Here is a 15,058-nt window from a genome sequence, read left to right as displayed (position 1 = left end):
CCGAGGAGCCCGGGGGACCCGCGGGGCCCCGTCCCCTTGCCGGACCCGCCGCCCGCGCCGGGTCCGCCGACCGGGGCGGGCGCACGGCCGGGGGTGAAGACACCGACCGGGACGAGGCCGTGGCTCGTCCCGCGGTCGTGGGGCAGCACGATGGCCGCGACATCGCGATCGTCGGTATGGCCTGCCGGCTGCCCGGTGGCATCGAGGACCCCACCGCGCTGTGGCAGCTCCTCGAAGAAGAGCGCTGCGCGGTCGGGACGCTGCCTGACGGACGCTGGCAGTGGCCCGAAGGGGTCGGCCCCGACACCCACCCCGGGATCGACCGCGGCGGGTTCGTCGCCGACGCGGGATCCTTCGAGGCCCCCCTCTTCCGCATCACGCCCTACGAAGCGCAGCGCATGGACCCGCAGCAGCGCTGGATGCTGGAACTGGCCTGGGCGTGCCTGGAGAACGCCGGATATCCGGCGAGCGCGGTCGCGGGCGCGCCGATGGGCGTCTTCGTCGGTGCCAGCGGATCGGACTACCAGCGGACCACGGACACGGACCGGCTCCCCGTACGGGCGCACAGCGCGCTGGCGACCTCCATGGCGATCATCGCCAACCGCGTCTCGTACTTCTACGACCTGCGCGGCCCGAGCGTCCAGCTGGACACCGCGTGCTCCAGCTCCCTGGTGGCCGTGCACTCGGCGGTGCGCGCCCTGCGTGCGGGGGAGTGCACCACGGCCCTGGTCGGTGGCGTCAACCTCCTGTGCCACCCGGCCAACAGCATCGCCTACCACCAGGCGGGCATGCTGTCGCCCGACGGCCTGTGCAAGACCTTCGACGAGTCGGCGAACGGCTATGTGCGCTCCGAGGGCGGCGCCGTCCTGCTGCTGAAGCCGCTGGCGGCGGCGCTCGACGACGGCGACCATGTGCACGCCGTCATCAAGGGCAGCGCCACCAACCACGGTGGCCAGGCGGGTGGCCTGACCGTACCCAGTGCGTCCATGCAGGCGAGCCTGGTCCGGACGGCACTCGCCGACGCGGGGGTGGCCGCCTCCGACATCAGCTATGTCGAAGCGCACGGCACCGGCACGGCGCTCGGCGATCCCATCGAGGTCCAGGGGCTCGCCCGGGCCTTCGAGGGGAGCGGGGCACCATGCGCCATCGGATCGGTGAAGACGAACCTGGGGCACCTGGAAGCCGCCGCGGGCATCACCGGACTGATGAAGATCGTGCTGTCGATGCGGCATCGGAAGCTTCCCGCCTCGCTCCACTTCTCGCGGCTCAATCCGAAGATCACCCTGGAGGGCACGCCGTTCTCCGTTGCGCAACGGCTCGCGGACTGGGAACTCGACGGCCGCCCCGCCCGCCTCGCCGGGGTCAGCAGCTTCGGCTCGGGCGGCAGCAACGCCCATGTGATCGTCGCACAGGCCCCCGTCCCCGCTCCCGCTCCCGCCCGTGAGGAGGCGGCCGGGCACGGTGAACCGGCCTCGGCCGAACGCATTCCGTCCGTGGTCGTGCTGTCGGCGGAGACCGAGCCGCAGCTCGTACGCCAGGCGGAACTCCTGCTCGCTCATCTGCGGTGCGAACGGCCGACCGACGCCGGTCTCAGGGACCTCGCTTACACGACGCAGGTGGGCCGCGAGGCCCTGAGCGAGCGTCTCGGTCTGCTGCCGACGGATGTCGCTTCGCTCGAAAGCCTTCTGGGAGCCTTCGTGTCGGGTGACGCGCTCCCGCCCGCCGTCCTTCGGGGACGCGCGAAGAGGAGCGGCGCGACGACCCCGGTCATCGGCTCCGAGGGCTCTGAGAGCTCTGTGGGTTCTGTGGGCTCGGGCCGCTCGCCCGGCGAGGTGCTGGCCGCGTGGGTGCGGGGCGCGAAGGTCGACTGGGAAGCGCTCCACCGGGGCGCCGATCGCCCACGGCGCGTCCCGCTGCCCACCCACGCCTTCGCGAAGAAACGTTACTGGCTCGACCGCGCCGCGGCCGTGGAAGCGCCGAAGCGCGAGCGGCGGCACCCGCTGCTCCAGCGCGAAGCCGCGGCGGGCGGCACGGAGGCGGCCGCCTTCGTTTCGACGTTCACCCCGCGGGACCCCTTCCTGCGTGACCACCGCGTGGGCGGCGAGCCGGTGCTGCCGGCCGTCGCGTACCTGGAGATGGCACGCGAGGCCCTCGACCGTACGCTGCCGGCGACCGCGGACGGGGCCTTCGCCCTGTGCCTGGAGAACGTGGTGTGGGCCCGGCCCGTCGTCGTACGGGACGAGGAGCGGACGGTCCACACCGTCCTGACGGGCGGCTCGGGTACCGCAGGGGACGGTCCGGGGACCGAGGCCGGCGCGGCAGACCGGGTGTCGTACACGATCCGTACCGGTCCTCTCTCCGAGGGAGCGCACGTGGTGCACTCGCGAGGCGTCGGGTCGCGCCGGCGCGTCACCCCGCCGGCTCCGCTCCCGGTCGAGGAACTGAAGTCCCGCATGCGCGCGGCGGTCCTCGAAGCCGACGACTACTACGCGGAGTTGCGCGCCGCAGGGCTCGATTACGGCGGCACCCACCGCGCCGTACGGTCGGTACACCTGGGAGAAGGGGAGCTGCTGGCCCTCCTCACCCTGCCCGCGGACGCCGTCCCCACCCTGGAGGACTACGTACTGCACCCCAGCGTGCTCGACGGCGCGCTGCAGGCGGCGTTCGCACCGGAGCTCCACGCCGCAGCAGGGCCCTGGCGCGCACCCCTGCCCTTCGCCCTGGACCGCCTCGACGTGTTCGCGGCCACGCCGGTATCCGCATACGTCTGGATACGTGAGGTCCCGGGTGCGTCGAGCCAGGTGCGGCGGCGGGACCTCGACCTCTGCGACGAACAGGGAAGGATCTTCGCGTCACTGCGGGGCTACTCCATGCGGAAGAACACGGAACCGGCCGGGACGGCCGCCACAGGAGAGGTGACGCTGTTCCGGCCCGTATGGCGCGAACAGCCCGCCGTCACGAGCCCGTCGGCCCCGGACGCGGCCTTCGACCACACCGCGCGGCTGGTCCTCGCCTGCGGTTTCGAGGACCGGCTGGGTGAACTGCGCGCCCTGGCACCGCACCTGTCGTTCGTGGAACCGCCCGAGGAGAACGAGCCCGCCGCCGCCCTCCGGGCCACGGTCGCGCAGTGGGCCGTCGAGCTGCTCCGCACCGTCAAGGGCCTTCTGCTCGGCAGGCCCGCGGGCCCCGTGCTCCTTCAGGTGCTGACGCCCTCGCACGGTGAGGGAGCGACGTACCAGGCGCTGTCCGGCCTGCTCAGGACGGCGCGACTGGAGAACCCCGCCCTGGTCGGGCAGGTCATCGCGGTACCCGCCGACTCCCCGGCCCCGTACCTGGTCGCGAAGCTGGAGGAGGACGCCCGCTCGTCCGAGGACCACCGGATCAGCCATGCCGAGGGTGCCCGCCGTACCGTCCTCGACTGGGAGCCCCTCCCCGAGGCCGGTGCTTCCGCGGACACCGGGGCCGAGGGCCCGGTGACGCCCCGGCCGGTGCGGTGGCGGGCCGGCGGTGTGTACCTCATCACCGGTGGCGCGGGCGGCCTGGGGCCGGTCTTCGCCGAGGAGATCGCCCGGCGGGCGAAGGGCGCTGTGATCTGCCTGACCGGCCGGTCCCCGCTGAGCCCGGAGAAGGACGCCGTGCTGGCCGCACTGCGCGCCGAGGGCGCCGAGGCGGAGTACCACGTCCTTGACGCGGCCGACGGTCCGGCCACCGGGAGACTCGTCGTCGAACTGGTGCGACGCCACGGTGCGCTGCACGGCGTGATCCACGCCGCGGGCGTGATCCAGGACAACTTCCTGACGAAGAAACCGGTGGCGGAGTTCCGCCGTGTCCTGGCGCCTAAGCTCGACGGCTGCCGCCATCTCGACGAGGCGACCAAGGACGCCGACCTGGACTTCTTCGTACTGTTCTCGTCCATCATGGGCGCGACCGGAAACGTCGGGCAGGGGGACTACGCCGTGGCCAACGCCTTCCTCGACGAGTTCGCGCGCCGGCGTGGCGCACTGGTCGACGCGGGCCGGCGCAGCGGTCGTACGGTGGCCATCGGATGGCCGCTGTGGCACAGCGGAGGGATGGGGGCCGACGAGGCCACCCGCCGGGCGCTGCGGGTGCGCAGCGGACTGCTGCCCATGACGACCGAGGCCGGTGTCGCGGCCTTCCACCGTGCGCTGATCAGTGGTGAGACCCATGTGGTCGTAGGAGCGGGGGAGGAGGCGCGCCTCCAGGCCCTTCTGAACGGGGACGAGGAGCGCAGCCGACCGGACGGGCCGGCCGCTCACCTGCCCGCCACGCCGGCCGCCGGCGCGTCCACCGCCTCCGGCGCTCCCGCAGCGACCACCGGGTCCGGTGCCGTCGGCGCGGGCGGGGCCGACGGTGTGGACGCTGCCGGGAACGACCGTGCGCTCGAAGCGCGTACGGTGCGCTTCCTCAAGGAGGAACTGTCGCGCATCACCCAGCTGCCGCTCGCCGAGCTGGACCAGGACGAGCCGCTCGGTTCGTACGGCATGGACTCGATCCTGGCGACCGAGCTGACGGCCGGACTGGAGACGACGTTCGGCTCACTGTCCAAGACGCTTCTCTTCGAGTACCACACCCTCGCCGAGCTGGGCGCCTACTTCAGGGCCGGCCACCGAGCCACCCTGGACACGCTGTTCGCCCGGACCGGGGCACCGGCCGCTCTGCCCGCCGCCGAAACCGCCGTGCCGTCCGCCCCCGTGCCGTCCGCCCCCGTGCCGTCCGCCGCCGTGCCCTCCGCCGACGCCGTTCGGGAGGTCGCCCACGGCGCCGGGACGCCGCAGCCCGCGGCGCTGGACATCGCGGTCATCGGTCTGTCCGGCCGCTATCCCCAATCGCGCGACCTGCGGGAGTACTGGCAGAACCTGCGGGACGGACGCGACTGTGTCGTCGAGGTCCCGGCGGACCGCTGGGACTGGCGCGCGTACTACTCCGAGGACCGCGCGCGGCCCGGCCGCCACTACAGCAGGTGGGGCGGGTTCATCGCCGAGGTCGACCGGTTCGACCCGCTGTTCTTCAACATATCGCCGCACGAGGCGGACTACCTCGACCCCCAGGAGCGGTTGTTCCTGGAGCATGCCTGGACGGCGATGGAGGACGCCGGCTACACCCGGGAGCGGCTGCGGCACACCGGCGGGGAGGCCGGCGACGGCCAGGTCGGCGTGTACGCCGGAGTGATGTGGGGGCAGTACCAGCTGTTGTTCCCCGGCGGGGACGCCATCCGCGGCAACCCGAACGCGATCGGCAGCAGTTACGCCAGCGTCGCGAACCGCGTCTCCTTCGTGATGAACCTGCACGGCCCCAGCATGACCGTGGACACCATGTGTTCCAGCTCGCTCACCGCGGTGGAGCTGGCCTGCCGGGACCTCCGCCGGGGCCGCACCAAAATGGCCTTCGCGGGCGGGGTGAACGTGACGGTCCACCCGAACAAGTACCTGGCCCTGAGCACCGGGCAGTTCATCTCCGGCAAGGGGCACTGCGAGAGCTTCGGAGTCGGCGGGGACGGCTACATCCCCGGTGAGGGTGTCGGTGTCGTCCTGCTGAAGCCGCTGCACGACGCCGAACGCGACGGCGACCACATCTACGGTGTCATCAAGGGCAGCGCCCTGTCGCACGGCGGCCGCACCAACGGTTACACGGTGCCGAACCCGCGCGCGCAGCAGGCCGCGATCCACGGTGCGCTGCGCGAGGCCGGGGTCGACCCGAGGGCCGTCAGCTACGTCGAGGCGCACGGCACCGGAACCAAGCTCGGCGACCCCATCGAGATCACCGGACTGAGCCAGGCGTTCAGGACCGCATCCGCCCCTGGCGCGCCCGCCACCGCCGCCGGCGGCGACAGCCAGTACTGCTACCTCGGTTCCGCGAAGTCCAACATCGGACACTGCGAGAGCGCCGCCGGGATCGCGGGGCTCACCAAGGTGCTGCTCCAGCTCCAGCACGGCCGGATCGCGCCGTCGCTGCACTCCGCGACGCTGAACCCCGACATCGACTTCACCCGTACCCCGTTCGTCGTCAACCAGGAACTGCGCGACTGGGAGCGCCCGGTCGTCGACGGCCGTACCCACCCGAGGATCGCCGGCATCTCCTCGTTCGGCGCCGGCGGCTCGAACGCGCACCTGGTGGTGGCCGAACACGTGGACCTGCGTCCCGCACCGTCGACGCCGACGCGGACACCGCTGCTCTTCCCGCTCTCCGCCAAGAACGAGGAGCGGCTGCGGGCGTACGCGGTCGAACTGCTGCGCTTCGCCCGCGAGGCGGACGCGGCCGCCTCCCCGAGGACCACCCCGGCGGACCTGGCCCACACCCTGCAGGCGGGGCGCGAGGCGATGGACGAGCGGCTCGGCGTGATCGCCGACTCGTTCGCGGCGCTCGCCGGGAAGCTGGAGCGGTACCTGGCGGGCGAGGACAGCGTCGAAGGCCTGTACCGGGGCAACGCCAAGCGGGACAGGCAGGCCCTCTCGTTCATCCCCGCCGAAGAGCTCGCGGAGAGCCTCGACAAGCTGGCGCAACGCGGCAAGACGGCCGAGCTCCTCGGACTGTGGGTGCGCGGCGCGGCGCCCGACTGGCAGCGACTGCACCCCCGCACCACCCCCGCCCCCCGCATGATCAGTGCGCCGACCTACCCGTTCGCCCGTGAACGGCACTGGATACCGGAGACGGCACAGGCGACCGAGGCCGGGCCGGAGACCCGGGCCGATTCCGCGAGCGACACCCGGCCCGTGCCCGTGCGCACGACCGCGACCGTGCGCACGACCGACGCCGCTGCCGACGCGGGTCCCTCGGCCGGGCTCGAACCCCCGGCCCGCGCGGCCCTGTTCCTGACCAAGCAGTGGCGGCCGGCCCCGTCGGGTACGGCACGGACGCGGCACACCGCCGTCGTCGTCCTGCACGACCGGTCCACCCGTCGTCTCGCCGAAGCTCTTTCGGCCCTGTTCGACGACGCGACACTGCTGGAGGCCGTCCCGGGCGCCGAGACCGCGCTCGCCCAGTGCATCGGCAGGTGTTCGGCCTGGATCGACCTCACCGGCATGGCGGTGAGGACCGGCGGCGACGGAACCCCCGGGGCGGACGCGGTCGACGGGATCAGCGACCACCGGCCGTCCGGCCGGGCGCTGGCGCTGCTCCAGAGCGCCCTGGACGCCAAGGCGTCCCGGGACATCCGCCTGCTGTACGTGACCCAGGGCCTGGAGACACCGGACGCGTCCGCTCCCGACCGGGCGCACGCACCGGCGCCGGCGTCCGGGCCCGACGGTGGGCGGGTGGACTTGGCCGGTGCCGCGCGTGCCGCGCTCTACCGGTTGCTCCAGAGCGAGTACCGCGGCCTCACCTCGTGCCACGCCGACCTGGATCCCGCCGTGCGCGAGGACGCCGAACTCGCGGCGGTCATCCACCGCGAACTCGGCGACGGGAGTGGTGAGGCCGAGGTCTGCTACCGCGCGGGGGTGCGGCACGCCCCGGTGCTCGAAGAGAGCGCGCCGGTCGCGGCGCGAACCGCCCGGCCTGTCTTCGCCGACGACGAGGTCCTCCTCGTGACGGGCGGAACGCGCGGCCTGGGCCTGCTGTGCGCACGGCATCTGGTCGAGCACTACGGTGTGCGCCGACTGGTCCTGACGGGCCGTGAAGCCCTCCCCCCGCGTGCCCGGTGGGCCGACGCCTGCCCGCCTTCGGTACGCGAGAAGATCGACGCCGTCCTGGCGCTGGAGGCGCGTGGCGTCGAGGTGCGCGTCCTCGCACTGCCGCTGGACCGCGCCGACGAGGTGGCCGCGGGCATCGCGACGATCGAGGCGACGCTGGGGCGTGTCACCGGTGTCCTCCACGCCGCCGGGCTGGTCGACACCCGTAACCCCGCGTTCGTCCGCAAGCCCGTCCCGGACATCGCCCGCGTCGTCTCCCCGAAGATCGAGGGCACCCGGAACCTGCTGGCCGCCCTCGACGCGCGGTCGCTGAGGTTCGCCGTGCTCTTCTCGTCGGTCTCCGGGGTCGTCCCCACGCTGGGTGTGGGCCAGAGCGACTACGCGATGGGCAACGCCTTCATGGACTACTTCGCGCGGGCGCACGCCGCCGACCTGCCGATCACCAGCGTCCAGTGGCCGAGTTGGCAGGAGGCCGGCTTCGGCGAGGTGACGAACCAGGCGTACACCGACACGGGGCTCCTAAGCATCACGAACGCCGAGGGCCTGGCGTTCCTGGACGAGATCCTGGCCGTGCGCCGCGGTCCTGTCGTCATGCCGGTCCGGGTCGGCGCCGGGCTCTTCGACCCGGGCGCACTGCTGGCCGCGCGCCCGGCGGCGCCGGCCGCCCCCGCACCCCGGCCGCCGGCCGCCGCCGCGGCGACGGCACCGGTGAGCGCGTCCGCGTCGGTGGCCGTCCCCGCGCCCACTCCCACGGCCGACGGGCCCCTCGTGAGGCGGCTCACCGACTTCCTCAGCGGTACGTTCGAAGGCCAGCTCAAGCTCAAGCCGGGCCTGCTGGACGCGGAGACCTCGTACGCGGACTACGGCGCCGACTCCATTCTGCTGGCGCAGGTCCTGCAACAGATCCGGCAGCGTCTCGATGTCCGGCTCGACCCGTCGGTTCTCCTGGAGTACCCGACCCTGAGCGAACTCGCGACGTGGCTGCTGAACACGTACCCGACGGAGATCGCCGCGCGGTTCGGTGACGAGCCGCAACACGCCCGCCCGGACAAGGAGACGGCGGAGGGCGTGGACGAGAAGCGGCCCGGCGCCCCGGAGGACGGGTCGCCCGCCGCATCACCCGCCCCGGCCGGACCCGCTGCCGGGACCGAGTCACCCGCCCCGGCCGGACCCGCTGCCCGGACCGCACCGGCTTCCCGTGCGGCCGTGGCGGTCGCCGAGGGCGAGGGCGAAGGCGAGGGCGACGGTGGGCGCGGCGCGGCCGTCGCCGTCATCGGCATGGCCTGCCGACTGCCCGGCGCACCCGGTGTCGACGCCTACTGGGACCTGCTCTCCCAGGGCCGCTCCGCGGTCCGTGAGGTCCCCACGAGCCGCTGGGGACGCCCCACCGGCTTCCACGCCGGACTGATCGACGACGTGTTCGGCTTCGATCCCGGCTACTTCATGCTGCACGCCGAGGACGTCCGCGCCATGGACCCCCAGGCCCTGGTGCTGCTGGAGGAGAGCCTCAAGGCCGTCCACCACGCCGGGTACCGGCTCGGAGAGCTGGACGGCACCCGTACGGGTGTGTACGTCGGCGCGCGCAGCCGCGGCCTCGCCGACGACGCCCTCGTCGGCGAGGCGCGCAACCCGATCATGGCCGTCGGACAGAACTACTTGGCCGCCAACGTCTCCCAGTTCTTCAACTGGCACGGCCCCGCCATGGTCATGGACACGGCCTGCTCGTCCTCGCTGGTGGCGATGAAGGTCGCCACCGACGCGCTGGCGGCGGGCTCGGTCGACCTGGCCCTGGTCGCGGGCGTCAGCCTGCTGGCCGACCCCTCCGCCCACGAGCTGTTCCGCCGCCGTGGACTGCTCCGGGAGGACGGGGAGTTCCACATCTTCGACCGCAGGGCCGGCGGCGTCGTCCTGGGCGAGGGCGCGGGCGTCGTCGTCCTCAAACCGCTGGCCCAGGCCGAGCGGGACGGCGACACGGTGTACGCCGTGGTCGAAGGCGTGGCCATCAACAACGACGGCCGGACCGCCGGGCCGGCGACCCCTAACCTGGCCACCCAGAAGGAGGTCATGCGGGAAGCGCTCCGTCAGGCCGGCTGCCGACCGGACCAGGTCGCCTACCTCGACGTCAACGGCTCCGGTTCCGAGATGACCGACCTCCTCGAACTCAAGGCCGTCGAGGCGGTCTACGGACAGGACCGGACCGGGCCTCTGCGTCTCGGCTCGATGAAGCCCAACATCGGGCACCCGCTCTGCGCGGAAGGCATCGCCGCCTTCATCAAGGTGGCGCTCATGGTGCACCACCAGCGCATGGTGCCGTTCCTGTCCGGCGTCCGGCCCATGGAGCACTACACGCCCGACCCCGCCCGCCTCGGCTTCCCGCGGCACGCCGGCGCGACGGAGCTGCCGTACGCGGCACTGAGCAGCTTCGCCGACGGCGGCACCAACGGTCACGTCGTCGTGGGACACCACGTGCCTCGCCTTCCGGTGCGGCGCCGCCCGGTCGAGCTCCCGGAGCTCAACCGGACCGACGTGCGCACCGGTGAACGCGTCGGTGCCGCCGCCTCGCCGATGGTGTGGACACGGCGCATCGACGCCCGGGACGCCGTCCTGGACGGCCACCGTGTCTACGGGCGGCGACTGCTGCCCGGCCTGGCATGGATCGACCTGCTGTACGGCTGTTTCGCGGAGGTGACGACGGGGTTCGCGCACCGCGAGCTCTCCCTCCGGGACGTGACCATCTACCGGCCGCTGGCCGTGGACGCCGACGGTGCCGTGGAGATCCGCGTCGAGGCGCGCGCCGAGACCCCGGACACCTGGCGCATCACGGTGACCGACGCCCCGGCGCAGGGCCCCGGCGCCGGCCCGGTGGCGACGCCGTACGTCACGGCCGGGATGCACCGGGCGACGGGCGGGGCCACGGGCTTCGGGACCGGCGTTCCGGGCGAGGTGCGGACCGCGCTGCGCGACCCCGACGGGCGGGTGCGCGACCTCGAGGAGATCTACAGGGACTTCCGCGCGCAGGAGCTCGTCCATTCCGGTCTGATGAAGGCGGTCGGCGCCGCGTACACCGGGGCCGACGACATCTGGCTGCGGGTCGCCGTCGACGAGCGGGCCGCGAGCCGGGACCGGGGCGAGCGGTTGTTCCACCCCGCCCTGATCGACGGCAGCGCGGTGGCGGCCTGCGCGGTGGTCCTCGGTGAGGCGCAGGCGGGCGGTGACCCGGCGGACGGTGAGCAGCGCCTGTTCCTGCCGCTCCACTACGCCTCGTTCCGGGCCGACGCCTCGCTGGGCCGCGCCTGTTACACGCGGGTGCGACGCGAGTCGGTCGAGCTGCGGGAAGAACTGCTCACCTTCACCATGGAGTTCTTCGACATCGGGGGGCACAGGATCGGCGAACTGGCGGACCTCACCACGAAGGTGGTGCGCGACGCCGGACACATCGACCCCGCGCGCCGCGACGACGGGCCGGGAACCGGTTCCGCCGCCCGAGCCGGAACGGGCACCGGGACCCGCACGGGGGCCGGATCAGTCTCCGGGACCGTCGCCGCGCCGGACCGGGCCGGGTCCGCCGACCGGGACGCGGCTCTGCCCCCGTCCGACGGGATCGGCGCCGCGGTGACCTCGGTCCTCGCCGCCCAGCTCGGCGTTCCGGCGAACCAGGTCGGCATGCACACGAGTTACTACGCCCTCGGCCTGGACTCCGCCACCCTCCTGCGGACGGCGGGGGAGATCGGGGAGCGGCTCGGGACGAGGCTGTCGCCGACGCTGCTGTTCGAGCACCCGACGGCGGCCGAACTGGTCGCGCATCTCGTACGCCACCACCGTCCGGGTCCGACGAGCCCTGCCCGGCCTGCGGAGCCGGTCGCACCGGCGGCGTCCGTGGCGCCCGTGTCCTCCGTGGCGCCCGTCGCGCCGGCCGTGGGGGGCGGGGAGCCGCCCACCGGTCCGGTGCGCGAGCACGACGAGGGTGACATCGCGGTCGTGGGCATGGCCGGCCGGTACCCGAAGGCGGCGAATGTCGCCGAGTTCTGGGAGAACCTCAAGGCCGGGCGGGACTGCGTCACCGAGGTGCCCGAGAGCCGGTGGCCGCGCGACACCTTCGAGGGGGAGCGCACGCCGTCCGGACGGAAGATGTCAGCCTGGGGCGGCTTCGTCGACGACGTCGACCGCTTCGACGCCGAGTTCTTCGGGATCCCGGCGGACGAGGCGGTCCTCCTCGACCCCCAGGAACGGATGTTCCTGGAGGTCTGCTGGGAGGCGATCGAGGACGCCGGGTACACACCCGCCGGTCTCACCGCCTCCGGTGGTGACGGCCCGCGCCGGGCGGTCGGCGTCTTCGCCGGCGTCATGCACAAGGACTACGTGCTGGTTCAGCACGAGGCCGCGCGGCCGGACGGCCGCACCGGGCGGGGGCCCGCTCCGCTGTCGCTGAACGCCGCGTCCATCGCCAACCGGGTCTCGCACTTCTGCGACTTCAGCGGCCCCTCGATGGCCGTCGACACGGTGTGCGCCTCCTCGCTCAGCGCCGTGCACCTCGCGGTCGAGAGCCTGCGGCGCGGGGAGTGCCGGGCGGCCCTCGCGGGCGGTGTGAACCTTTCGCTGCACCCGGGCAAGTACCGGACCTACGGCGCGCTGGAACTGCTCGCGAGCGAGGCACCGGCCCGCTCGTTCGGCGCCGGGGGAGACGGCTACGTCTCCGCCGAAGGAGTCGGGGCGGTGCTGCTCAAGCCGCTGGCGTCGGCGCTCGCGGACGGTGACGCGGTCTACGCCGTCATCAAGGGCAGCGCCGTCAACCACTCCGGCCGGACGCCGGGCATCCGGGTGCCCTCCGTCGCCGCACAGGCCGCCCTCATCGAGGACTGCCTGAACCGCGCGGGCGTCGACCCGGGTTCGCTCGGCTGCCTCGAAGCCCACGGCACGGGAACGGAGATCGGTGACCTGATCGAGATCCAGGCACTGCGGCGGGCGTTCGAGAAGTACACGGACGCCAAGCGCTTCTGCTCCCTGGGGTCCGTCAAGTCCGCCATCGGGCACGCCGAGGCCGCGGCCGGGATCAGCGGGCTGACCAAGGCGGTGCTCCAGCTCCACCACCGGACCCTGACCCCGTTGGTGCGGGTGGAGCGGACCAATCCCTACCTCGACCTCGACGACTCGCCGTTCCGTCTGCAGACGGAACTGGAGGAGTGGCCGGCGGGCGGCCCCGGTACGCCGCGCCGGGCCGGGGTGAGCGCCTTCGGCGCCACCGGTGCCAACGCGCACATCGTCCTCGAAGAGGCGCCCCCGGTGACCGGGGCGACGGCACGGGACGCGCGCGGGGGCCGGCCGGCCCCCGTACTCGTACCGCTGTCGGCGACCGACGGCGAACGGCTGCGTGCCTACGCCGCCAAGCTGGCGCGCTTCCTGGAGACGGAGGAAGGAGCGGCAGCGGATCTCGCGGCGCTGGCCCACACCCTCCGGACCGGCCGGGTCGCTCTGGCGGAACGCGCCGTGATCCTCGCGTACGGTCTCGACGAGCTGAGGAGCGCCCTCGACGGCATCGCCTGGGACGCCGGCACCGGTGCCGGGAACGTGTGGCGGGGCCGCGGGGCCGAGCAGCTCCAGGACGGACGGCTCCTGGACGAGGACGACCTGCGCGCGGAACTGGTCCGCCGCTGGTCGGCCCAGGGCAAGTGGGACAAGATCGCCGAACTCTGGCTCAGCGGCTACACGGTCGACTGGGGCGCCCTGCACGACACGCCGTCACCGCGTCGCCTGCACCTGCCCACCTATCCCTTCGCCGGGCAGCGGCACTGGGTCACCCCCCGCCGCGGTGAGGGACGCGCGTCCGAGGGGACGCCCGCCGCGACCACCGAGGCGATGAGCGGGGTGCCCGTGGCCGACGTGCCGGTGAGCGGCAGCGGGGCGCTCGCTGACGGTGTGCCGTCGAACAGCGCGCGGGTCGCGGGGCCCGTCGCGCCCGTGCCGGTCGTGCCGGCCCGGAGCGCGGTGCCGGACGGCGTGTCCGCGTCCGCGGGTGTGCCGGAAGGCGGCGGCGTCCACTGGCGGTTCGTCCCCGAGGACGAGGAACTGCCCGCGCCGTCCGTGGACACGGCACGCCCCGGCCACACGCCCGAGGAGAAGGCGCGGGGCTTCCTGCGTCAGCTGGTCGCCGCGCGCCTGGGACGGCCGGTCAGCGAGATCGACGCCCACACCGGCCTGATCGCCATGGGGCTGACCTCGCTGGGGGCCGTCGGCCTGACCAGGGACCTGGCCGCCACGGTCGACCCGGGGTTCCTGCCCAGCACCCTGTTCGAGCACGGCACGGTCGCCGAACTGGCCGCGCACCTGGCCGCGCGGGGCCGTGCGCCACTGTCGCGCCTGGTGGCCGCGAGAACCGAGGAACAGCCACGCCCCCAGCGGCCCGAACGGGCGGAAGGCCCGCAGCCGGAGGTCCTGGCGGTGCTTGAGCGCCTGGAGACCGGCGCCCTGCACCTGGACGACGCCATCGCGCTCCTCGACACAGGAAGAAACGAGAAGTGAAGCACGAGCTCAACGCCCTCATCGCGGACTACCGGGCGGGCAGGATCAGCGGCAGTGAGGTCGGGGACCTGCTGCGCGAGCTGCGGCAGCAGCCGTCGCAGGGGCGGCCCGTGCCGTCCGGCTCCGGGGTGCGCACCTACGGGCTCTCCGAGGGGCAGCACGGTCTGTGGGCGCTCCAGCGGGCGTACCCGGACATGGCCGCGTACAACGTGCCGCTGTGCTTCCGCGTCGTCGACCTGGACGTACCGGCCTTCCAGGAGGCGTGCCGGGTGCTGGTGGCACGCCATCCGGTGCTCAGCACGGTGATCCACCGGCAGGGGGACACCCCCTGCCAGTCGGTCGACCCCGGTCGGGAGCCCGACTTCGCCCGGGTCGATCTGACAGGCGCCGCCGACGAGGGCGAGGCGCTGGCGGCCGTCCGGCGCGAGAGCAAGAGGCCGTTCGTCATGGACGGGACCTCCGCGGACGGGGAGGGCCTGTTCCGGGTCCGTGTCTTCGACCGCCCGGCGGACGGGTCGATCGTGCTGATCACCGTCCACCACGTCATCTTCGACGGCAGCTCGGCGAAGCTGCTGATGACCGCGCTGTTCGAGGCGTACGAGGCGCTGCGGAGCGGGGCCGGACCGGTGGCGCCCGCGGACCTCGACGCCGGGACCGGCGCGGGCTTCCACGACTTCGTGGACAAGGAGCGGCGGACCCTGGCCGAGCGCGGCGGGGAGCTCCTCCCGTACTGGCGCGACCGGCTCGCCGGACCGCTGCCCGTGCTGGACCTGCCGACCGGCCGGCCCCACACGGCGCTGACGGACCGCTTCGCCGGGGACACCCATGCCGACCGGGTGCCCGCGGAACTCGTCACCCGCATCAGGGAAACGGCCGCCGGCCGGCGCGCCTTCGTC

At 73.5% G+C, this 15,058-nt stretch carries 2 protein-coding genes (1 of these 2 running past the window's edge); both read left to right on the top strand.

Annotated elements, in window-relative coordinates:
• Positions 1-119: 119 nt before the first annotated feature.
• Positions 120-14,162 (top strand): SDR family NAD(P)-dependent oxidoreductase, encoded by a 14,043-nt coding sequence (locus tag ACWDZ4_RS21475; RefSeq protein ID WP_451510032.1) that lies wholly within the window; start codon positions 120-122, stop codon positions 14,160-14,162.
• Positions 14,159-15,058 carry the 5' end (the start) of an amino acid adenylation domain-containing protein gene (locus ACWDZ4_RS21470; RefSeq protein WP_451510008.1) on the top strand. 22,245 nt of this gene lie beyond the right edge of the window, so the window shows 900 of its 23,145 coding nt (coding positions 1-900); the start codon lies at positions 14,159-14,161; its stop codon lies off the right edge, out of view. The genes ACWDZ4_RS21475 and ACWDZ4_RS21470 overlap by 4 nt, the downstream gene beginning before the upstream one ends.

This window comes from Streptomyces sp. NPDC003016, assembly GCF_053591455.1.
This window is presented reverse-complemented; position numbering and strand designations above follow the sequence as displayed.